Consider the following 21,570-nt stretch of genomic DNA (forward strand, 5'->3'; position numbering starts at 1 on the left):
GAGTGAAGAACAAGATGCGTCCATTTTCCTTTTACAATCCGACTAGACTGTATTTTGGCGCGGGTCAATTGAATCAGCTGTCCGCAGAAGCGGCAAAAAGGGGTAAAAACGTTTTGCTTGTCTACGGCGGCGGCAGCATTAAACGGAACGGGCTGTACGATCAAGTGATCGAAAAGCTGAATGAAGCGGGCAGTACGATTACAGAGCTTGCCGGTGTCGAACCAAATCCGCGCATTACGACTGTACACAGAGGACAACAGCTTTGTAAGGAACACAATATTGACTGGGTACTGGCTGTCGGCGGCGGCAGCACGATCGACTGCGCTAAAGCGATTGTTGCGGCTGCAAAATTCGATGGCGATTTCTGGGATGTCATCATTAATAAAGCGACCGTACAAGATGCGCTGCCGCTTGGCACAGTGCTGACGCTCGCTGCGACGGGATCGGAAATGAACACCAACTCGGTCATTTCAAACGCAGAGACGCTTGAGAAGCATGGCTGGGGCAGTCCATTTGTTTCTCCCGCCTTCTCAATTCTCGATCCGGCGTTTACGGCGAGCGCGCCAAAAGACCATACCGTATACGGCATGGTCGATATGATGGCTCACGTATTCGAGCAATACTTCCATCATGATGCGGCAACACCGGTTCAGGACGGCTTCAGCGAATCGATTATGCGAGCTGTCATCGAGGTCGCTCCTAAGCTTGTTGACGATTTGACCAATCTGCAGTACCGCGAGACGATTTTGTACAGCGGCACTATGGCGTTGAACGGCGTATTGTCAATGGGGATCGTTGGCGACTGGGCCAATCACGATATGGAGCATGCAGTGTCGGCTGTATATGATATTCCGCATGGCGGAGGTCTTGCGATTTTGTTCCCGAACTGGATGAAGTATGTGCTTGACGACAATGTTGCGCGGTTCAAGCAGTTTGCGGTTAATGTATTCGGCGTAAGCGATGACGGCCGCAGCGACCGCGAAATGGCGTTAGAAGGCATCGAGAAGCTGCGGGCGTTCTGGAATTCGATCGGCGCGCCTTCGCGCCTTGCCGATTACGGAATTGACGACAGCAGACTTGAGGAGATGGCGGAGAAGGTAACAGGCAGCGGCACTCGCGGAAATTTCCGCAAGCTCACGAAAGAAGATGTGATTGCGATCTATCGGATGTCGCTGTAAAGCTATTGAAAAAGCAGCAGATCGAAGGGCTTGCTCCTCGAACTGCTGCTTTTTGTTATTGACCGAATTTGATCGTTCCTGAGTTTTGGTTTTGTATGAAGGAAGCTTTCGTCGTTGACGATTGAATTTTCAGGATGTATGGTTTTAGAGAGAAGGTTACAAGTGCGGCAACGACCGATTTTATCGCGTCGCCAAGCAGATACGGATAGCAATAGAGAGTCATCGCTTTACTGAAGCTTATGTTGGCAACATGCGCCAGCCATGGAATTCCCGGCACATAAGCGAAGAAGGAGCTGAACAGCTCGAAGGCGATAAATAAGCCGATGATAGATATGACGCGTTTATTGCTGAGAAGCTTGCTTCTATAAATATAGCGGGCCGCGAACCCGACCAGCATCGCGCAGAACGGGAACGCGAATATAAAGCCGCCGGTAGCCCCGATTATGTAGGACAGGCCGCCTTTGCCGTGCAATAATGGAAGACCTGTCGCCGTTAAAGCGACTACGGCAGCTATGGATAAAAATCCGTTCCGCGGTCCGAGGAAAGCGCCGGCTAGCGCCACGGCCATCGTTTGAAGCGTAAACGGAAGTATTTTTGTGCCAAGTTTAATATCAACGGAACTCATGACAATAAATAAGGCGGCAAATAAAGCGATAAATACGAGACTGCGGATATTGCTGTTGGTGCGCATTACATCTGCTCCTTTAATGATATGATATTTTCTCATTGCTCGTATATATGTCAACCGTATAACATGATAATACGGTTAACATTCCGGATTGTAGCACAGCATCTCGTTTTATGGAAGAGGTCGGGTGATTTTTTTTGCAGAAACTGCTATTTGAATTGAAACAGGTTTCCGTTAAGCCGTTTGATCGGCTAGGATCGACCGATATAGAGGAGCAATCCACAACGTATATGCTCCACAATATAAATCTTTCGATAATGCAGGGAGAGTGGGTAACGCTTATCGGCCGCAATGGCAGCGGCAAGAGCACATTGGCAAAGCTGCTTGCCGGTTTTCAGACCGGTATCGCCAGCGGCGAAATGATGCTTCACCATGTTATCGGAGGGGCAAGCGGCCGTGAGACGCCGATCGTTATGCAGCAGCCGGAAGCGTCAATGGTGGGCTCGACTCCGATGGAGGATCTCATCATTATGCTTGAGCAGCATGGAATCGAGAGCAGCTTAATAAGAAGCAGGGCCGAGCACGCGTTGCAAATAGTCGAGATGAGCGATAAAGCGCACCAGTCCGTAAGCACATTGTCAGGAGGCCAAAAGCAGCGGGTAGCCATTGCCGGCTGTCTTGCAGTCGATGCTCCGTTTCTTATTTTGGATGAGCCGACAGCGATGCTAGATCCGGAAGGCGCGGCACATATTCTGAAGCTTGTAAGATCCTTGCATAGCACGGGCATTACTGTACTTTGGATCACGCAAAAGCTGGATGAGCTGCGTGAGGTGGATCGCGTCATTGCGCTCAATGAAGGTTTGCTTTGCTTTGATGGCGCAGCGCATCAACTGTATCAACGCGGAAAGTCGGGGGAGGCGAGCATCTGCGAGCTGCTCGGTTTTGAAGCGCCTTATGTCGTTCAAACCGTTTGGGAGCTGGAGAAGCTGGGCATTTCGCTGCGGACACCGTCGATGCCGTTGTCCGCAAGCGGGCTTGTAAAGGCGGTGCTGCAATGAGCAACGATTGGCTATTGCAGCAGGTTACGGTTGTTGCTCCCGCAGACGGCGGCAACAAGGAAATCATCCGTCAGCTCAACGCCCGTTTTAAGCAAGGGCGAATTACGCTGCTTGTCGGCGGTAACGGCGCGGGGAAATCCACTCTGCTGGAGACGATCGCCGGATTGCGCAGCTTGGAAGAAGGGACGATCTCGAAAGGCGAACTGCTGCTATGGCAGAAAGGCCGGCGGAAAAAAAGAATAAACCGGTCGGTTTCCCTTGCGACCGGCATTGCACTTCAGCATTCCGAATCGCAATGGTTCGCAGCTACTGTCAAAGCGGAATTTCAATATTCGTTAAAGCCATATAAACCGACCGAGGAAGAGCGAGATATACGGATTGCGGCGGCGATGCAAGCCGTTGGGCTGTCTGAGAGGCTCCTTGCTGCCGATCCATGGACGTTAAGCGGCGGTCAACAGCGCAGGCTGTCACTCGCTTGCCTGTTAGCTTGCAGACCGGAATGGCTGCTGCTGGATGAACCAACCTCCGGACTTGACGGAGAAGGAACGCGCAAGCTGATGGAAGCGCTCAAAGCTCATCGTGATGACGGCGGTGGCGCCATAATTGCGACGCATGACTTGGACGCGCTGCTGCCGCTGGCTGATGACGTCATTGTGCTGGAGAACGGCGCCATCCGCGAAATGTCTACTGCGGCTGAGTGGGCGGCCAAACATGCCAAAGAACCATCGTCTCCCCAAGCTCTGCAGCTATTGACGCTGCTCGGTGAAGCGGGTTTTCATCTGCCTGAGGAGGGCGAAGGAAACAGGATTTGGCCGACACCGGCGGACCTTGCAGCTTCGATTGCGGAGCAAGCTGTACAAATGAAGCATGCTGAGATACAGCCGGCTCTCGTTACTCCGGTTCGGAAGGACGGAGACGACAAGGCATTAAAGCGAAAACTCGAGGCGGATTCGACGGCGTGGAACACGCGCTTCGATCCGCGCGCAATAATTATTTCGTACTTGCTGCTCGCGACAGCTATTCTCGTGCAAGGGAGTTGGATTGGCATTGCCGCCGCAGCTGTCGTGACGATGGCTGTGCTGCTGCCGCTGCGCGCGCAAACAAGGCCATGGAGCGGAGTGATTCGCGGCTACTCGATTATGATCGCCGTTATTTCGCTCGTTTCTGGCTTTGAATGGAATCCGCTCGGCTTCAATCAAGCGAACGCATTAACGACATTGCAGCGCTTTAGCGTTCTTATGTTTGCTATGATGCTCGGTTTGCCGATGCTAGGCTTAGTTACGCCATTGCGAGTTCAGCGAGCGTTCGAGCAAACGTTTGGCTGGCTGGGCCGCATGAAAGTGCCAGTCCGATCGTTTGCATTAATTGTTACGCTCATTTTCCGTTTTATTCCGTTGCTATCGGCGGAGTGGCAGCGGTTCGCGGCGATCGCGCATGCTCGCGGCAAAGCGTCCTCGCCTGCGGGGAAACTGCCGGCTTCCATGCTGCTGTCCGCGCTCGTTCCATACATCCGCTCTTTGCTTCGCATCGCTGATCAATTGGCCGATGCGTTGGAAGCTCGCGGCATCGGCCATCCGCTCAACAAGCCGACTCGCGGCTTGACGCTTCGCTTTAGGGCGGAAGATACTTTGCTCGTGTTAGGAGCCGGGGCAGCGTCGGCGCTCCTCTATATGTTGGACCGAGTGTTGTAAGCGAATGAAGATGGGAAAAGAATATTGCGGAATGGAAACTTTTCGGCGATTATTCGCGTATATTTTTTTGGACCAAGTTGTATGATGAAGTAAATCAATCGAAGAGAAGTCGGGGTGTTTACTCATGGATACTCAACCAGTGAAACGGAGCAATTGGCGGAAAGAGCTGCGAGAATGGGGGATATCGCTGTCGCTGGCTATCATTTTTGCGTTATTATTTCAAAATTATGTGTATGCCCAGTCAGAGGTACATAACATTTCGATGCAAAATACGCTCATAGCCGGACAACGGCTCATCGAGGACAAATGGAGCTACAAATTCAAGAATCCCGAGCATGGCGATATCGTTATTATTAACGGGCCAGAGAGCGACATGCGGCTTGTCAAAAGAGTGATCGGCCTGCCCGGGGACGTTATCGACATTCATGACGGCTCCGTATTTCTCAATGGCGAGCGTATCAATGAGCCTTACACAAAAGGGCTGACGACTTCCGGATCTTTAGTTTTCCCGTACATCGTTGAATCGGACAAAATTTTCGTCATGGGCGACAATCGCGAGCATAGCGAGGACAGTCGAGATTTGGGTCCGATTGCTTTTTCCAGCATCGAAGGAAAGGTTGTGTACCGGATCTGGCCGATTGCCAAATTCGGCGAGGTTCAATAATTCGTATTAAGGAGATTGACATGCCGTTTACATTATCGCATCCCATCCTAGCCGCACCGTTAAAGAAAGCGTTTCCGTCTCTTAGTTTGAGCGGCCTTATATTAGGAAGCATGGCGCCAGATCTTGAATATTTCGTCGCCATGCAATCCTATCGCTCCATCGGGCATTCGGTTCCCGGTTTTGTGTTTCTCGGCTTGCCGCTGTGCATTGCGCTGGCAGTCGCTTTTCATCGCGTTATAAAGCCGGCGCTGCCGGCTTTATTGCCCTCTACAGGGGGCATCAATCGTTTTGTGCTTCGCTTGATCGAGAAAAGCGGTTCAACTGGATCAGCGCCGTCCTCCGGATGGGCGCTGTTTGTGCTTTCCGCTTTTATCGGCTTTTTTACGCATATCTTTTTTGACGGCTGGACGCATCGATACGGCTGGTTTGCTTTGCGCATTCCTTTTTTAATCGAACGCGTCGGGCATTTCGGCGTCTATTATATTTTGCAAATCGGCTTGACGCTCCTTGGCGTTGGACTGCCGGCGCTTTGGCTCCTATACAAATATGTGCAATGGCGCACGGGCCAAAACAAAGCTCGCCTAACAAATGCCAGCATCGAAAGAGACAAGCTGTCATTTGCATTTGTTGTGGTTGGAATTGCGCTCGCAGCGCTGCTGCTTGGCTTCAAGATTGCTTTAGCGCCAGACCCGCTTTTTCTTAACATTTGGGTAGTCGCACCGTTTACAGCAGCCGGCTTTGGATTATTTTGCGCAGCGCAGCTGCACATTGCGAAGGTATACGGAAGGCTTAAGCTTGCGACGGGCAGTTTGGCTTTACTATTGACGGTCATCGGCGGAGGTGTGCTGCTCAGACATCAATATGGCAATGATATCGGTTCATGGGTTCAATATCATTGGCTGCTCGTCAGCGCTTTAATCATTGCGAGTGTCGTTGTGAAGGGGAACAAGCGTCCTGAAAGGATGTAAGAAATTTGTAAGAATTGATTTAACATCTGTTTATATTTGGCGTTTAAGATAAACGCTAGACACATCGAAATAATGAGTAAGGCGTGATTACGTTGTCCATTCGAAGAAAGCTGTATTTGTCTTACATGCTGATGACGGTCGCCCCCTTTATTGCGGTAGTGGGCCTTATGCTGTTCATCATTCATGTGAGCGGCATTGAAGACGTAAGAAACTTTTTTAAGGATGGAGGCAAAATCAATTACGCCCAGTCTTTCGTCGCAGGCGAGATGAATAACGAGCTTCAGAGCGATCCGGGCAGAATCGAGAATGAAGACGCGCGAAAGCAATGGGACGATAAGCTGGCTGAACTGATGGCGGGTTTTGTGCTTTATAAAGACGGTAAGGCAGATTATGTCTCGTCCTATCTGCACCGTTTCTCACCGAATGAAAAATGGGAAAAGTTTTATCGCTCAGATCCGGGGGATATCGCTTTAAATCAGTACAGCTTCCGTATGTTTGCCCTCGATTTCGTCTATGAGGACGGATCAGCGGGCAAATCGGTTATTATGCTCCGAGCTGAAGCGGTGCCTATGTATTGGAAACCAATCTTCACGTTATTTTCGCTCATCATTATCGGACTAACAGGCGTGCTGCTGACCTATTTCGTGTCCCGAAGCATCATTCGGCCGCTGCAATCATTAAAAATTGCGGCCAATTACATGAAAGAAGGCGATTTGTCTCATCCGGTCGAGGCGAAGGCAAAAGGCGAAATTGGGGAGTTAAGCACCGCGTTTGAAGAAATGAGGGTGCGGTTGAAGCAATCAATCGACCAAAGCTTGCAGTACGAGGAAAACCGTAAAATGCTGCTCTCACACATTTCTCATGATTTGAAAACGCCGATATCGGCCATCAAGGGTTATGTTGAAGGGCTTGCGGACGGCATTGCCAATACGGATGAAAAAAGGGAACGCTATATGCGTACGATCTACCGCAAAGCATCCGATATGGATCGTTTGATAGACGAACTGTTCTTGTTCTCCAAGCTCGATCTGCAAAAAGTCGCATTTGATTTCAAAGTGATCGATTTGCGTAAATATTTGCTTCACTTCCTGGAAGAACAGCGGTTTGACGCAGAAAAAGCCGATATTGCATTGCAATCAGACGAAATTGCAGCCGATGCTTCCCCAATCTATATCGCTGCCGATTTGGAAAAACTGGGACGAGCGATCGGCAATATGATGAACAACTGTATGAAGTATATGAGACAGTCGAACGGTCATTCCGAAACGGCATGCAAACGAATCAGCGTGCGACTGAACGCTTATGCTAAGGAAGCGATCATTATTATTGAAGATACTGGACCGGGCATTGAGCCCGCGGATTTGCCGTATATTTTCGACGGCTTTTACAGGGCGGAGCAATCGCGCAACTCAGAAACCGGAGGCAGCGGCCTCGGTCTAGCAATCGTTAAGCAAATCATAGAAGGGCATGGCGGCCGGGTATGGGCGGAAAACGCGAAGCCTTGCGGCTCTCGTTTTTACGTATCGCTGCCCGTTTCATTACAGCCGCTCAAGGCGGTGAAAGACGATGAAAAAAATACTGATCATTGAAGATGAGAAATCGATTGCTGAGCTGGAGCGCGACTATCTGGAGAGCCATGGCTTCGATGTTGATATTGAAGGCAGGGGCGATCTGGGTCTTCAGAAGGCGAGCGAAGGCCAATATGACTTCATTATATTGGATCTTATGCTGCCGAAGATGGACGGCTTCGAAATTTGCCGGCAAATTCGTAAAACGACGGATGTTCCGATATTGATGGTTACCGCGAAAAAAGATGACATAGACAAAATACGGGGATTAGGACTTGGCGCAGACGATTATATGACCAAGCCCTTCAGCCCGAATGAGCTTGTCGCAAGAGTAAAAGCCCACTTATCCAGATATGAACGATTGACTGGCGATCGAGGCCATAAAGGCAATCGCAGCGAACAGATCCAAATTCGCGGACTGGCAATCGACCAGCTCTCTCGCAGGGTAACCATCCATGATGAAGAAGCGATGCTGACAGCTAAAGAATATGATTTGCTGTTGCTTTTCGCCTCAAACCCGAATCGTGTCTTTGAGAAGGAAGAGCTGTTCGAGCGGGTGTGGGGGCTGGATTCTGTCGGCGATATTGCAACCGTAACGGTTCATATTCGCAGGCTGCGCGAGAAAATCGAGCACGATCCGTCCAATCCCCAATATATCGAGACAATTTGGGGCGTTGGCTATCGGTTCAAGATTTAAAGAATAGACGAGAATGATGTTAGGAGTGGAACAAAGTTGAAAAGCATTATTAAATTTTCGCTAAACAATAAGTTTGCGCTATGGATTTTGACTGCAATCGTTATGTTTGCTGGTTTGTATTCCGGTCTTAATATGAAAATGGAAACATTGCCTGATATCACGGTGCCGATCGTTAGCGTTACAACCGTGTATCCAGGCGCGGCGCCAGAAGAAGTAATGGAGAAACTCACTAAGCCAATCGAGCAGCGCACCCGCAATATGGATGGGGTGAAGACGGTAAGCTCTACTTCGTACGAGAACGCTTCTTCAGTCGTTATTGAGTACGATTATGGCATTGATATGGAGAAAGCGGCGGCAGACGTAAAAGAAGCCATACTCGGAATTTCATTCCCTGAAGGCGTTCAAGATCCGAGCGTCTCGCGACTTAGCTTAAATGCATTTCCTGTTCAATCGTTAAGCCTTTCCAACGATAAACTGAGCTTGGAGGAACTGACCAAGCAGGTAGAGGAAACCATCGTACCTGAACTGGAAGGCATCGAGGGCGTTGCCACCATCCAAATTTCCGGTCAAAGCGTAAAGCAGGCGGAACTGGCATTTAAACCTGAGCTTGCAAAATACGGATTGACGGAAGAGACGGTTAAGCAGATTATTCAAGGCAATGCCGTATCCATTCCGCTTGGCGTATTTGAATTTGAAGCTTCTGAAAAAACGGTTCTTGTAGACGGCGGAATTGTATCGGAAGATGATTTGAAAAACCTGCAAATTCCTTATACGCCGCAAGGGGCCGGAGCAGGAGCGGGAGCAGGCTTTGGCGCTGGCGGCGCAGACGCTGCCGGACAAAGCGCAGCATTGCCGCAAGGATCAGCTTTAGACATTAAGTTGCCTACTGTCGCGCTTAGCGAAGTGGCCGATTTGGAAATCGCCGATAAGGTAGAATCGGTATCGCGTACGAATGGCAAAGACGCAATCAGCTTAAGCATTGTCAAAGCGGCGGATGCCAACACGGTTGAAGTTGTTAATGGCGTTAAAGATGTGCTTGAGCAGTTGAAAGCCGACAATGACGGCCTTGAAATTGTTACAACTCTCGACCAAGGCGAGCCGATAGAAGAGTCGGTAAACACGATGCTTAGCAAAGCGGTAATCGGAGCGATTTTCGCAGTCTTTATTATTCTGGTGTTCTTGCGCAATATCCGTTCGACAATAATTGCGGTCGTATCGATCCCTCTGTCGATTCTCATTGCTTTGCTCGTACTGAGCCGCTTCGACGTTACGTTGAATATTATGACGCTCGGTGCGATGACCGTTGCAATCGGACGGGTAATCGACGACTCGATTGTCGTAATTGAAAATATTTACAGACGCATGTCGTTGTCCGGCGAGAAGCTGACAGGCAAAGAGCTTATGCTCGACTCGACAAAGGAAATGTTCGTTCCGATTATGTCCTCGACGATCGTAACGATTGCCGTATTTCTGCCGCTTGCGCTCGTATCGGGCGTGATCGGCGAAATCTTCATGCCGTTTGCCCTTACAATCGTATTCGCGTTGCTGGCATCGCTCCTTGTTGCCATTACAGTCGTACCGATGCTTGCGCATATGATGTTCCGCAATGGCATCAAAGCGGGCAAAGCGCACGAGGAGAAGCCGGGACGCATGGCGGAAGGCTACAAAGGCATTCTTCGCTGGTCGCTGAATCATAAATGGATTACGAGTATCATCGCCGTATTGCTGCTTCTAGGCAGCTGCGGATTGCTTCCGCTTATCGGCTTCAGCTTCTTGCCGGGCGATGAAGAAAAAACGATGATGGTCTCGTACAACCCGGCACCTGGTGAAACGCGCGAGCAAGTTGAGAAAATGGCGTTGGAAGCGGAAAAATTGCTTGAGCCAAACAAACGCGAAGGGGTAGAGGTCGTCCAATACGCAGTTGGCGGCTCCAATCCGTTTAGCCCTGGCGCTTCCAAACAGGCATTGTTCAACATTATGTACAGTGATGATTTCAAAGGCTTTTCAGATGAAAAAGAAAAAGTGATCGAGGTTCTTCAAGGCCTTGGAGGCAAGGGAGAATGGAAGCAGCAGGACTTCTCGGGAGGCTCTCTTGGCGGCTCAAGCGTTTCGATGCTTGTATACGGCCCGGACATGAAGTCGCTGCAGCCGGTAGTTGAAGAGCTGCAAGGCAAACTGAATGAAAATAAGGATCTGACGAACGTCGACACAAGCTTAGCTGCAACCTATGAGCAATACCGCATTGTGACCGATCAACAAAAACTGAGCCAAAACGGTCTTGCAGCCGGTCAAATCGCAATGGCGCTCAGCCCAGTCCGCGAAAATCCGGTATTAACGAGGATCGAGAAGGACGGCAAAGAACTTAACGTTTATGTGAAAGTGGAACAACAAACGTATAAGAACAAAAGCGATCTGGAAAATGTGAAGCTGACTTCGCCGCTAGGCAAAGAAGTCGCTTTGAAGGATGTTGCGGCAATCGAGGAAGGCGAGTCGCCGAACACGATTACACGCAAGGATGATCGGATTTATGCGGAAGTTTCCGCAGATGTTACGGCATCCAACGTTGCCGCTGTATCGACAGCGCTGCAAACGATGATTGACGAGATGGAGCTTCCTGCGGGCGTCGATATCGATATGGGCGGCGTAACGGAGCAAATGAATGAATCGTTTGCCCAGCTTGGACTTGCGATGCTTGCGGCAATTGCCATTGTCTATCTCGTCCTTGTTATTACGTTTGGCGGCGCATTGACGCCGTTTGCGATCTTGTTCTCCTTGCCGTTTACAGTAATCGGCGCATTTGTCGGCCTGTTTATTGCCGGAGAAACATTGAGCATTACCGCAATGATCGGCGCGCTTATGCTGATCGGCATAGTCGTAACGAATGCAATCGTACTCGTCGACCGCGTTATTCATAAAGAACGCGAAGGCTTGACCGTACGCGAAGCGTTGCTTGAAGCAGGCGGCACGCGTCTTCGTCCGATTCTGATGACGGCGATTGCTACGGTTGGCGCATTGCTTCCGCTCGCATTCGGTTTCGAATCCGGCGGCTTGATTTCGAAAGGGATGGCGATTACAGTTATCGGCGGTTTGACGAGCTCGACGCTGTTGACGCTGATTATCGTACCTGTCGTATATGAAGCGCTCCACCGCAAGAAAAGAAAAGCAGAACTAAAATAATTGCAGAGAAGAAAGGCTGTCCCGATTGATCAGGGCAGCCTTTCTTTTTGTTCCATGCGGTGCAACATTAAGGCGACAAGCTGCGTTTCAACACTAGAATCGGGTAAGGGAAAATAGCAGAGGAGGCGAACACGATGGATCTGTTGAAGCATCGGCCGATTAAACGTTCCAAATTAAGATTGAAGGTTGGCAAATGGTGGTTCATGGGAAAAAGATATGCGAAGTGGATGGCTGATACTGGTAACTCCGCCAAGACCCATTCCAGCCTTGGTTTGCCTCATACCGTGTTTAGGCATGAGACGCCTCTTTATCGTCAGCTGCGGAATGTGGACATGTGGCTGCAATCAAATAAGGTTATAAATTTGAAGCTTGCGGCGGAACGATTAAACGGATTGTTGCTGAAACCGGGCGAGAAGTTCTCGTATTGGCGGACGATCGGCAAGCCAAGCAGCCGGAGAGGTTATGTCGATGGAATGATTTTATATTATGGAACTTACGGCGTCGGAGTAGGCGGCGGGTTATGCCAAATGTCCAATTTGATCTATTGGATGACGCTGCATACGCCGCTGACGGTTACGGAGCGCCATAGGCACAGCTATGATGTATTTCCCGACGCCAGCCGCACGCAGCCTTTCGGCAGCGGAGCAACTTGCGCTTACAATTATTTGGATTTACAAATTGTCAACGAAACGACGGACACGTACCAATTGAATGTGCGAGTTGAAGAAGAGATGCTCGTGGGGGAATGGAGATGCAGCGCGCCAAGCAGATACCGATATGATGTCTATGAGAAAGAACATCGGATTGAATTGCGGCCATGGGGCGGATACATAAGAAGCAATCGGATTCACCGGGAAGTTTATGCTGCCTCAGGAGAGATGCTTGAAGATCAATTCGTCGCGTCTAACGAGGCGATCATGATGTATGCCCCTCTGCTTCCTGACGAGCAACCTTGAATAACCAATCCTGTCCTGGGCTATTCTATTCGGAGCGGCTCATTCGACAGGCGGTGATTTTGCAGCATGATGAAGCGATTGACAATTTGGTTGTTGATATGGATTGGACTAAGCTTTAATCTAAGCAACTATTCTGTGGCGGAAGCCAGTAAGAGCACACTGGAACCGGAATACGCCAAATGGGGCAGACTTGCTGTGCAGGAAACGAAAAATAAATACAATGCCGACATTTTGGACTATAAATACGAAGGCCGCTTTCCTATAAGCTCACAGACTGTTGAGGAACGGTTCCGACTATGGATTGTTCAAGGGACAAAGGAATTTGGCGTCAGAGTGCGCATTCATGTAAGACTGGATGACGATTCGGCTGAAGCGATTGAATTTGAAGAGCTGCAATAATATCCGTAAAAAGTGAAACACGGCTGACGTTTACTGCGTAATGAAATGCATGATCCAATCATATCGCTTCAGAAATGAAGCAAGGGGGAATGGAAATGTTGATTACGACAACGCCAACAATCGAGGGGCGTCCCATTATTGAATATTCCGGGGTCGTTACGGGCGAAGCGATTATGGGTGCGAACGTTGTGCGTGACTTTTTTGCATCGATAACCGATATTGTCGGCGGACGATCGGGTGCATATGAGAGCAAGCTTAAGGAAGCCCGAGACGTGGCTATTGAAGAGATGAAACTGCAAGCCTCCAGAATGGGCGCTAACGCAGTCGTTGCTATTGATATCGATTATGAAGTTATTCGCGAAGGCATGCTGATGGTAGCGGTCAGCGGAACAGCGGTACGAATTTAGCGTGTAACGATTATTGATATTTCGAAAACATTCCTGCTGTCTGCGTGATGCGGACGGTACGGGATGTTTTTTTTTCGCCCGGAAGTTGTTTGTTTATTTTAGTGAAAATGCAACATTCCCATGCCAATTTCCGTTATTATGGAAATGACCGATTTAGAAAAGAGAGGGGTTTGTTTGTGATTCGACAACAATCGATGCTGCAACGGTTGATCGCATGGACTTTTATTATCGTTTTGACTGCAGCATTAATGGGAACGGGAAAGGCCGCGTTTGCCGAGGGCTCTGAAGGAATTATGATTCAATCCAGCATCGGCTTTAATGGACAGTATAAAGAAGGCATCTGGACGCCTGTCCAACTGTCGATGACAAACACATCGAAGGATAATTTGAAAGGGGAAGTCGTCGTCTCAGTCAACAGTCCATTCGGCGGGCAGTCAGTTGATTATGTAGTGCCTGCAGAGTTGCCTGCAGATACGGAAGTTGAGATCGAGCTTTCCATCCCAGGCACGCAGCTGCACGAAAAAAACAATAGAATTCGATTTTTTAAAGGCTCATATAAATCTGGCGATGAAGTCAAGTTTATGGGCAACAATTATTTAAGCGGGTCGATGATCGCCAACAATACGATTGGCGTTATTGCCAGCGACCCAGATACACTTAATTTCATGCCTTCTCTAAATTTACAAGGCTATAATATTTATGTGTTGCCATTGACTGAAGACCAGCTTCCGTCGAATCCGAATTTGCTTAATTTCTTTAATGTCCTTGTTCTAAATGATACGGCGACATCAGGATGGGACAATAAGCATATCGAAGCGATTGAAGGCTGGGTCCGAGCTGGAGGAACGCTCATGCTCTCCGGCGGCGCGGGTTACAGCAAAACGGCCCAAGCCTTCCAGGAGATTGCGCCTTTCGAACAAGAAGGTACGGCAAATATTGATACGAAATCGCTTGCCGCAGCCAGCGGTGAAGAATGGAAAGTAAGCGGCTCTTTAACCGTTTCGACCGGTTCGATCACTCAGGGAAATACTGTTCTGTCGGCGGAACAGCTGCCGATCGCGATTCAACGTCAAGTCGGCTTAGGCAAAACGGTATATGTCGCTTTCGACCCTGCGCTTGAGCCCTTCGCGTCATGGAGCGGAAGCGAGGAATTGTACGCCAGATTGCTGCAAGACAATTTGACGCCAGCGTTTCAAGGCAACGTTTCAACAAATTTAAATAACACATATTGGTTTTTCGACAATATCGTAAACCGTTTCCCTTCCATTAAGACGCCCAATTTTATACCGTTGCTGCTGACTTTTGTTATTTATACAGTAGTAGTTGCTCCTTTTCTTTATTTGTTGCTGCGCAAGCTGGACCGCCGCGAATGGACATGGTGGGTTGTGCCGTCGTTGGCTGTCCTGACAGGCATCGCAATCTTCTTCTACGGTTCCGGCGACAGAAGAAACATGGTAGCCCATACGGTATCGATTGCTGAGCTTTCGCAGGATGGCGGCGGGACACGCTCCGGCGTTTTTGCCGTGTATACGCCAACCGGAGGGACGATAAAAGCTGGATTCGATCAGCAGATGTTTTTGACACCGTTGTACAATGACGGCGGCGGTCAATTTAGCGATACGATCAACTTAAACGGGAACAAGCAAGTCATAACGGACGAGAACGGATCGACGATGAAATGGAACGACGTATCTTATTCATCAACCCGCAAAGCATGGTTTGAAGGCATGGTGATTCCTAGCTCGGAAGGCAATTTTAAAATCGTCTACCATGATGAAAACGGCGCGATGATGATTACGGTGACGAACACGACGAAGGCTGACATGTCGCACGTTGCCGTATTAATGAACGGCGACCTTTACCCGGTCGGCAGCCTCAAGCCGAATGAGGAAAGGACCGTTGCCATCGGAACAAGTTCAATTAACAGCGGCTATTATTACGGCTCTTCGCAAAATCTGTTCCCGACTTCAAATGGCAATGACGAATTTAACCGGCATCGCGAACTGCTCGACAATTATTTGAATCAGAACTATGGGCTGGCGGCGCAGCTTCAGCCTCGCGTAATCGGATTCAGCACGGACAATACGGAATGGATTTCGATGAACGGCTCTGCTGTCCAAACGGACAATTTGACTTTATGGGTGCAGAAAATCGGCGAATTGCTGTCGGAAGACAATGGACGATACACAGTGCCGGCAGGCTTGCTCAAGCCGGTTATAGGCAATCATACGATGCAGCGAATGGACAGCTTTGGAGACGGCAACTTTGGTATAAGCTCCGGCGAGCTGGAATTTGAATATCAATTACCGAATGTAAACGGCGTGAAATTTGATCAATTGCTGATTGCAAAAGATGTGCTGAACAATAATACGAATTTGACATGGCAGATCTGGAACGAAGCGAAGCAGCAATGGGACAAAGCGGCCGATCAGATGGATCCAGCCTCGTATATAACAGCCTCCCATTCGATCAGAATGAAGCTAATCGCATCAACAGACACAGATACGCGGCTGCCGTTGATCTCGCTGAAAGGAGTGGCGACACCATAATGAACGAGTCAAACGAAATGGTTGAGACGGTTTCCATGCCGCCTGCAGCATCGCCAATGATCGAAATTAAAGGGTTGACGAAAACGTTCGGACAATTCCAAGCGCTTAAGTCGATCGATTTAACGATTGCCAAAGGAACGGTATTTGGCTTTGTAGGGCCGAACGGAGCGGGAAAGTCGACGACGATGTCGATTTTGGCTACGCTTATGGCGCCGACCTCGGGCATTGCCAAGGTAGACGGCTTTGATGTGACCGAGCATCCGGCAGAGGTGCGAAAGCGGATCGGGTATATGCCGGATTTCTTCGGCGTATACGATCAATTCAAGACGATTGAATATATGCATTTCTACGGAGCGAGCTACGGCATCCCGAAGCATGAACGGGAGCAGCTTATTCCGCAGCTGCTGGAGCTCGTCAATTTGAGCGATAAAAAGGACGCTTACGTCGACACGCTTTCGAGGGGCATGAAGCAGCGGCTTTGCTTGGCACGTTGTCTTGTCCACGATCCCGAACTGCTCATTTTGGATGAACCGGCTTCGGGCTTGGATCCGCGCGCGCGCATTGAGATGCGTGAAATATTGCGGGAGCTTAAAGCTATGGGCAAGACGATTATTATTTCATCTCATATTTTGCCCGAGCTTGCCGAGATGGTTGATGAGATCGGAATTATCGAGCATGGACGCATCATTTCGCAAGGCAACGTGGCGGACATTCAGAACCGGATGCGCGTCAAACGGGTTCTGTTCCTTCGTCTGTCTGACCGCAACGAGGAGGCGGAGCAGTGGCTTCGCGATCAGCCGTTCGTCGGTCGCGTGCTGCGTGACGAACGAGGCATTCATGTTCATTTTGCCGGACATGACGAAGAGCAGGCAGCGCTGTTAAAGGCTCTGTTCACGGCAGGCTTCGCGGTCATATCCTTTAGCGAAGGGCAGACCAATTTGGAAGACGTGTTTTTGGAAATGACGAAGGGAGGCGACGGTCTCGCATGAGAAACGACGGTATGGCGGCAAAAGGATTGAACGGCTGGCGTTCAAAGCTGATCAATCCAGTGCTTGATAAGGAATTTCGGCTGCGCATGCGGTCGGCCCGCTCGATGTGGACGATGTTTGCTTATTTGCTAGCGATTGGTTTGTTCGCTTTTTGCTCTATTTATTTGACGCAAGAGATGAGCGGCAATTCAAATGCGTTTGATCCGGAACGAAGCCGCGTTCTGTTCTATGCGCTCAGCTTTGCCCAGCTTGGACTTATTACGTTCATGGCGCCGGGCTTGACTGCAGGTGTGGTGAGCGGAGAAAGAGAGAAGCAGACGCTCAATTTGCTGCTTACGACGCAGCAGAGCTCGACAACGATTATTTTGAGCAAGCTCGTATCGTCTCTTGGCTTTATGGTGCTGATCGTCGTAAGCACAATTCCGGTGTACGGAATGATGTTTCTATACGGCGGCATTTCTCCGTCGCAGCTGCTGCTCGTCTTTTTATTTTATTTCTTTATGATGATCGTGCTGGGATCGTTCGGCATTCTTTTTTCAACGCTGTTTAAACGGACGATGATTTCCGTTATTGTCACATACGGGCTTACGCTGTTTATCTATGTTGGTACGCTGCTCATATTCTATGTTTTCATGACCATCGAGAACAACATGTATTCGTCCTCCGGACAGCCTCCGGCGTCGATGCAATGGGTCGGACATATTTTGGCGTGGAATCCGGGCGCTGCGTTGTACAGCATTCTGGAACCGTCAATTACACAGGAGCTTTATTCAAGCGTCTCAGGGAATACTGGAGCGAATAAAGGAAAAGGGCTGCAGCTTTGGCAGGAGTTTATGATCATTTATGCGGTATTGTCCGCTGGCGCATTGTGGCTGAGCATTGTAAAGCTTCGTCCAAGGCTGAAGCGCAGATCGAATAAATAAAGCGATAGAAGGATGTGGGCGAGATGACGGAACGGCGAACATTGTTGCAGCTGCTCGCACCGGTGCGCAGCCGGATAACGATGTTTACAGTAAGCCGCAATGCGCTGCTGGGCTTTCTTGCCGGCAGCTTTGCCGGCTTGCTGCTGCTTGCGGTAAGCCGGCTGTTTCCATTGCTGCATGCGCGTTTTTTTGCGTTGTTGTTTGCAGCGGCCGGTCTGTTGGCTGGACTCGCCTACGGCTATTGGAAGCGCGCGACGCTGAGCGATGCGGCGAAGGCGATGGATCGAAGCGGGACGGATGATGCGATTTTGACTGCGCTCGACGGATTATCGCATCCTCTTGATGCAGAGCCGGTAATTGTCAGTTTGCAGCGCGAGGATGCTGTCGTATCTGCTCGCGCTTATACAGAGTCGTTGCGCGAGCGGCTGCCGTGGCCGTCATGGCGAAAATGGCGGCTGCTCGTTTATGCGCTTGGCGCCGTCTGGACTTTGACGGCGCTGCTGCTTTTTTGGCCGAATCCGCTCGATGAGAAGGCGGAGGCGAGAGCGGCAGCAGCGCGAGAGCTGGAGAGGCTCGAAGAGCAGATGGAGGAGCTTAAGCAGGAGCTTGAGGCGGCAAAGCTTCCATCGGAAGCTGCAGAACCGATCAAGGAGACGCTCGAGGAGCTGCGCAACAAGCTGGCGCAAGAAAACGATTCTGCGGCAGCATTAGAGGAGCTTGCAGAAGCGATAAAGAAGCTGGAGCAAACGGCTGATGCCGCGAAGCAAGCTGCAGAGCGCCTCGATGAGGCATCGGAGGCAATGGAATCGGAGCCTGGACTGCGGCAGTTAGGCAATGCGCTGCAAAATCGCAATGCGGCCGAAGCGGCAAAAGCGATAAGCGATATGCGAAATGAGCTGACACGTTTAACCGCGGAGCAGCGTAAGGCGATTGCCGAAGCGCTGGAAAGGATTGCGATGGAGCAGCCTGAGGAAGCCTCAGAGTTGGCGGAAGCATTGAAGAAAGCAGCTGAGCAAGCCCGAAATGGAAACTCAGGCGGATCTGAGGGAAGCGCGAATGATGGTCTAAGCGAGCTGCAGCAAGCATTAGAGCAAGAGCTTTCGCAGGCTCAGCTGGAGGCGATCGCCCGTTCGATGGCAGAGCAGCTCTCGCAGTCGGGGCAAGCGCTGGCGCAAGGAGCGGCAGCTCAAGGAGGCGGTGTTCCATCTTCCTGGAGCGAAGCGACTAGCGGTGCAAGCGGCAGCTCCAGCGGCAGCAATGGGAGCTCTTCCGGCGAACCGGGAGGCGCGGAGAACGGAGCTCAAGGCAATGGCGGCGGAACCGGACAGGGACAGCAAAGCGGAGGCGGATCTGGATCTGGATCGGGCTCGGGTAAAGGAAACGGCGGCAACGGCAATGGAAACGGTACCGGCGGAGGCGTACAGGGCGGCTTAACGGGCGGAACCGGAGTCGGGGGGCGAGGACTTATTACAACTCCCCGCGATTTGCAAGGCTCCGGGAACGTCCAGCAGGACGGCGGTCCGTCGACTGGCGGCCAGACGCAAACTTCAGAGGACCCGTCGCCGATGATTGACGGGATGACTCGGCCTTATGAGGAAGTGTACAGCGAATATGCGGCGGAAGCGAAGGATGCGCTGTCGCGGTCGCAATTGCCGCAAAGCATGCAGGACAAAGTGAAGCAATATTTTGACCAAATACAGCCTAATCGATAAGAGGTGATCCGGATGATTGAGACGAAAGCGCAAGTGGATGAGGCGGCGGAACAAATCGCTGCATTAAAAGCGGAAATAGGCAAAATCATCGTAGGCCAGCAGATGGTCGTCGAACAGCTGCTCTGGTGTTTGTTAGCCGGGGGACATGCGCTTTTGGAAGGAATTCCGGGTTTAGGGAAAACGATGCTGGTGCGGACGGTGGCAGATACGGTCGATTTGCAGTTTTCGCGCATCCAGTTTACACCCGATTTGATGCCGTCAGATATTACAGGTACGACGTTGATTGATTTCGGCGCGCAAGGGGCCGCTGCACAGCGGTTTCAACCGGGGCCGATTTTCGGCAATCTCGTATTGGCGGATGAAATAAACCGGGCTACGCCCAAGACGCAAAGCGCATTGCTGGAAGCGATGCAGGAAGGAACGGTAACCGCAGGCGGAACTACCCATTTGCTGCCGAAACCCTTTTTCGTGCTTGCGACGCAAAATCCGATCGAGCAGGAAGGTACGTATCCGCTGCCTGAAGCGCAGCTGGACCGGTTTTTGCTTAAAATCGGTGTCGACTATCCGACTAGGGAGCAGCTAAAGGAAATCGTGCTTCGGACGACTTCGCCTCGGCAGGAGCGGGCAACGGTCGTTTTGAACGGCGAACGTCTGCAGCAGCTTCAGCAATATGCGAAGCATATTCTAGTTGCTGACGATGTCCTTGATCTGGCTGTTCAGCTTGTTATGATGACGCATCCGGCAGAGGCTGACGCGCCTGAAGAGGTGAAGCGTTACGCAAGATTTGGCGCAGGGCCGCGGGCGCTTCAGGCGATTATAGCGGTAAGCAAAGTAAGGGCGCTTTGCGGAGGCAAGCTGCACGTCGCGTGGAGCGACATTCGCGCCGTTGCGCTGCCAGCGCTGCGTCACCGTATTGTGCTGGGCTATGAAGCGCAGGCAATGGGCATTACAACCGATCGGCTGACGGAATTGATACTTGCGTCGCTGGAGTCCAAGCGATGAGCGAACAGCCGCTGATCGAACAGCATGCAAGCGACTCGCGACAAAATATCAAATTGCTTTTTCCCGACGTTGCGCTGCTTGCCCGCTTGGAACAACTAAGTGTTGCGGCAGGCAGCCGGATAAAAGGGACAATGGCGGGCAAACTCCGCTCGAGCTCGCTTGGCGGCTCGCAAGAGTTTGCCGATTATCGGCCCTACGCCCCCGGCGACGATATTAGACGATTGGACTGGAACGTATACGGCAGAACCGGCCGCGCATATATGCGCCAGTATTGGGACGAGCAAGAACTTAGCGTTAATTTGCTCATTGATGTTTCCCGATCGATGACGTTCGGCGGAACAGACAATAAGCTGCATTACGCCGTTCGGCTTGCAGCTTGCATAGCCTATGCATCGCTGTCGGGCGAGGATCGTATCGCGTTGAAGCTTTATGGCGACAGCAGACTCGAAAACCAGCTAATGCCGGTTAGAGGGAAAGCTTCATTGCCGATCGTATTTTCGATGCTCGCCGAAACGATACGCAAGGAGGAGAAGCTTCGTTCGGCGCTTTCGGACGCTGCATCGGCTCACACGCCGCCATCGCTCTCCATGTCGGAGGCGATAAACGCGGCGGGAGGCAAGCCGTTTAAATCGGGAGTTGCTTTCCTGCTCACTGACGCGATGTATGAAGAAGGCATTGAAGAGGCGTTAACAGCGCTGCTTGCCGCAGGACAAAAAATTGTATTCATTCATTTACTAAGCCCGGATGAGCTGGAGCCGGATTTGTCGGGCGAATTGAAGCTGATCGACAGCGAGTTGGGCACGGGCAAAGATATTGCCGTGTCCGCTCCGTTAATTGACAAATACAAGAGAGCGGTTGACGGCTATCGTCAATATTTGCGGCAGTTGTGCGGCGAGCGCGGCATTGATTATTTGTTTATTGATACGGGCCGTCCGCTGAGTCAGGCTGTACAACGGGATTTATTGCAACGGGGCGTGCTGAGAAGCAAATAGGAGGGCAAGACA

The 21,570-nt window shown here is 50.7% G+C and carries 18 protein-coding genes; 17 read left to right on the forward strand and 1 reads right to left on the reverse strand.

What is annotated here, in order from left to right:
* The first annotated feature begins 14 nt into the window (after positions 1-14).
* A complete protein-coding gene (locus tag GOM71_RS10915; protein ID WP_156280902.1) occupies positions 15-1,178 on the forward strand; it encodes an iron-containing alcohol dehydrogenase in 1,164 nt (387 codons plus the stop codon).
* A 55-nt stretch (positions 1,179-1,233) separates the two neighbouring features.
* On the opposite strand, the gene GOM71_RS10920 is transcribed toward GOM71_RS10915, so the two are convergent.
* A complete protein-coding gene (locus GOM71_RS10920; protein ID WP_156280904.1) occupies positions 1,234-1,869 on the reverse strand; it encodes a biotin transporter BioY in 636 nt (211 codons plus the stop codon).
* A 134-nt stretch (positions 1,870-2,003) separates the two neighbouring features.
* Here GOM71_RS10920 and GOM71_RS10925 point away from each other — a divergent pair, with 134 nt between their 5' ends.
* From GOM71_RS10925 to GOM71_RS11000, 16 genes are all read left to right on the forward strand, one after another.
* The gene (locus GOM71_RS10925; RefSeq protein ID WP_156280906.1) at positions 2,004-2,864 is read left to right on the forward strand and encodes an ATP-binding cassette domain-containing protein; all 861 of its coding nucleotides are present in this window, start codon (positions 2,004-2,006) and stop codon (positions 2,862-2,864) included.
* Positions 2,861-4,555, forward strand: coding sequence for an ATP-binding cassette domain-containing protein (locus GOM71_RS10930; RefSeq protein ID WP_156280908.1), 1,695 nt, complete (start codon positions 2,861-2,863; stop codon positions 4,553-4,555). Before GOM71_RS10925 ends, GOM71_RS10930 begins: the two co-directional genes overlap by 4 nt.
* A 124-nt stretch (positions 4,556-4,679) precedes the next feature.
* Positions 4,680-5,219, forward strand: coding sequence for a signal peptidase I (lepB, locus tag GOM71_RS10935; RefSeq protein ID WP_156280910.1), 540 nt, complete (start codon positions 4,680-4,682; stop codon positions 5,217-5,219).
* Positions 5,220-5,239: 20 nt separating this feature from the next.
* Positions 5,240-6,187, forward strand: coding sequence for a DUF4184 family protein (locus tag GOM71_RS10940; protein ID WP_156280912.1), 948 nt, complete (start codon positions 5,240-5,242; stop codon positions 6,185-6,187).
* A gap of 92 nt (positions 6,188-6,279) precedes the next feature.
* Positions 6,280-7,776, forward strand: coding sequence for a sensor histidine kinase (locus GOM71_RS10945; protein ID WP_156280914.1), 1,497 nt, complete (start codon positions 6,280-6,282; stop codon positions 7,774-7,776).
* Positions 7,754-8,452 carry a response regulator transcription factor gene (locus tag GOM71_RS10950; protein WP_156280916.1) on the forward strand — a complete coding sequence of 233 codons (699 nt, stop codon included), beginning with the start codon at positions 7,754-7,756 and terminating at the stop codon, positions 8,450-8,452. Before GOM71_RS10945 ends, GOM71_RS10950 begins: the two co-directional genes overlap by 23 nt.
* 36 nt (positions 8,453-8,488) lie before the next feature.
* On the forward strand, positions 8,489-11,629 hold the full coding sequence (locus GOM71_RS10955; protein WP_156280918.1) for an efflux RND transporter permease subunit: 3,141 nt from the start codon (positions 8,489-8,491) through the stop codon (positions 11,627-11,629).
* Positions 11,630-11,763: 134 nt separating this feature from the next.
* On the forward strand, positions 11,764-12,585 hold the full coding sequence (locus GOM71_RS10960; protein WP_156280920.1) for a VanW family protein: 822 nt from the start codon (positions 11,764-11,766) through the stop codon (positions 12,583-12,585).
* Between the two features lie 78 nt (positions 12,586-12,663).
* On the forward strand, positions 12,664-12,984 hold the full coding sequence (locus tag GOM71_RS10965) for a DUF3889 domain-containing protein (protein ID WP_253944793.1): 321 nt from the start codon (positions 12,664-12,666) through the stop codon (positions 12,982-12,984).
* Between the two features lie 95 nt (positions 12,985-13,079).
* Positions 13,080-13,391, forward strand: coding sequence for a YbjQ family protein (locus tag GOM71_RS10970; RefSeq protein WP_156280924.1), 312 nt, complete (start codon positions 13,080-13,082; stop codon positions 13,389-13,391).
* Positions 13,392-13,567: 176 nt separating this feature from the next.
* Positions 13,568-15,940, forward strand: a complete 2,373-nt coding sequence (locus tag GOM71_RS10975; protein ID WP_156280926.1) for a hypothetical protein — start codon at positions 13,568-13,570, stop codon at positions 15,938-15,940.
* A 56-nt stretch (positions 15,941-15,996) separates the two neighbouring features.
* Positions 15,997-16,929 carry an ABC transporter ATP-binding protein gene (locus GOM71_RS10980; protein WP_156280972.1) on the forward strand — a complete coding sequence of 311 codons (933 nt, stop codon included), beginning with the start codon at positions 15,997-15,999 and terminating at the stop codon, positions 16,927-16,929.
* On the forward strand, positions 16,926-17,852 hold the full coding sequence (locus GOM71_RS10985; protein ID WP_156280928.1) for an ABC transporter permease: 927 nt from the start codon (positions 16,926-16,928) through the stop codon (positions 17,850-17,852). The genes GOM71_RS10980 and GOM71_RS10985 overlap by 4 nt, the downstream gene beginning before the upstream one ends.
* 23 nt (positions 17,853-17,875) lie before the next feature.
* The gene (locus GOM71_RS10990; RefSeq protein WP_156280930.1) at positions 17,876-19,564 is read left to right on the forward strand and encodes a hypothetical protein; all 1,689 of its coding nucleotides are present in this window, start codon (positions 17,876-17,878) and stop codon (positions 19,562-19,564) included.
* Positions 19,565-19,576: 12 nt separating this feature from the next.
* Positions 19,577-20,566, forward strand: coding sequence for an AAA family ATPase (locus GOM71_RS10995; RefSeq protein WP_156280932.1), 990 nt, complete (start codon positions 19,577-19,579; stop codon positions 20,564-20,566).
* Positions 20,563-21,558: a DUF58 domain-containing protein gene (locus GOM71_RS11000; protein WP_156280934.1), complete on the forward strand. Its 996-nt coding sequence runs from the start codon at positions 20,563-20,565 to the stop codon at positions 21,556-21,558. Before GOM71_RS10995 ends, GOM71_RS11000 begins: the two co-directional genes overlap by 4 nt.
* Positions 21,559-21,570 lie beyond the last annotated feature (12 nt).

The sequence above is a fragment of the Paenibacillus sp. NEAU-GSW1 genome, assembly GCF_009737085.1.
Lineage (GTDB): Bacteria > Bacillota > Bacilli > Paenibacillales > Paenibacillaceae > Pristimantibacillus.

Bases quoted from the DNA above. Each gene is read 5' to 3' on its own strand.
- GOM71_RS10915 (WP_156280902.1), top strand. From the start codon at position 15: ATGCGTCCATTTTCCTTTTACAATCCGACTAGACTGTATTTTGGCGCG.
- GOM71_RS10920 (WP_156280904.1), bottom strand. From the start codon at position 1,869: ATGCGCACCAACAGCAATATCCGCAGTCTCGTATTTATCGCTTTATTT.
- GOM71_RS10930 (WP_156280908.1), top strand. From the start codon at position 2,861: ATGAGCAACGATTGGCTATTGCAGCAGGTTACGGTTGTTGCTCCCGCA.
- lepB (WP_156280910.1), top strand. From the start codon at position 4,680: ATGGATACTCAACCAGTGAAACGGAGCAATTGGCGGAAAGAGCTGCGA.
- GOM71_RS10940 (WP_156280912.1), top strand. From the start codon at position 5,240: ATGCCGTTTACATTATCGCATCCCATCCTAGCCGCACCGTTAAAGAAA.
- GOM71_RS10950 (WP_156280916.1), top strand. From the start codon at position 7,754: ATGAAAAAAATACTGATCATTGAAGATGAGAAATCGATTGCTGAGCTG.
- GOM71_RS10960 (WP_156280920.1), top strand. From the start codon at position 11,764: ATGGATCTGTTGAAGCATCGGCCGATTAAACGTTCCAAATTAAGATTG.
- GOM71_RS10970 (WP_156280924.1), top strand. From the start codon at position 13,080: ATGTTGATTACGACAACGCCAACAATCGAGGGGCGTCCCATTATTGAA.
- GOM71_RS10980 (WP_156280972.1), top strand. From the start codon at position 15,997: ATGATCGAAATTAAAGGGTTGACGAAAACGTTCGGACAATTCCAAGCG.
- GOM71_RS10985 (WP_156280928.1), top strand. From the start codon at position 16,926: ATGAGAAACGACGGTATGGCGGCAAAAGGATTGAACGGCTGGCGTTCA.
- GOM71_RS10990 (WP_156280930.1), top strand. From the start codon at position 17,876: ATGACGGAACGGCGAACATTGTTGCAGCTGCTCGCACCGGTGCGCAGC.
- GOM71_RS10995 (WP_156280932.1), top strand. From the start codon at position 19,577: ATGATTGAGACGAAAGCGCAAGTGGATGAGGCGGCGGAACAAATCGCT.
- GOM71_RS11000 (WP_156280934.1), top strand. From the start codon at position 20,563: ATGAGCGAACAGCCGCTGATCGAACAGCATGCAAGCGACTCGCGACAA.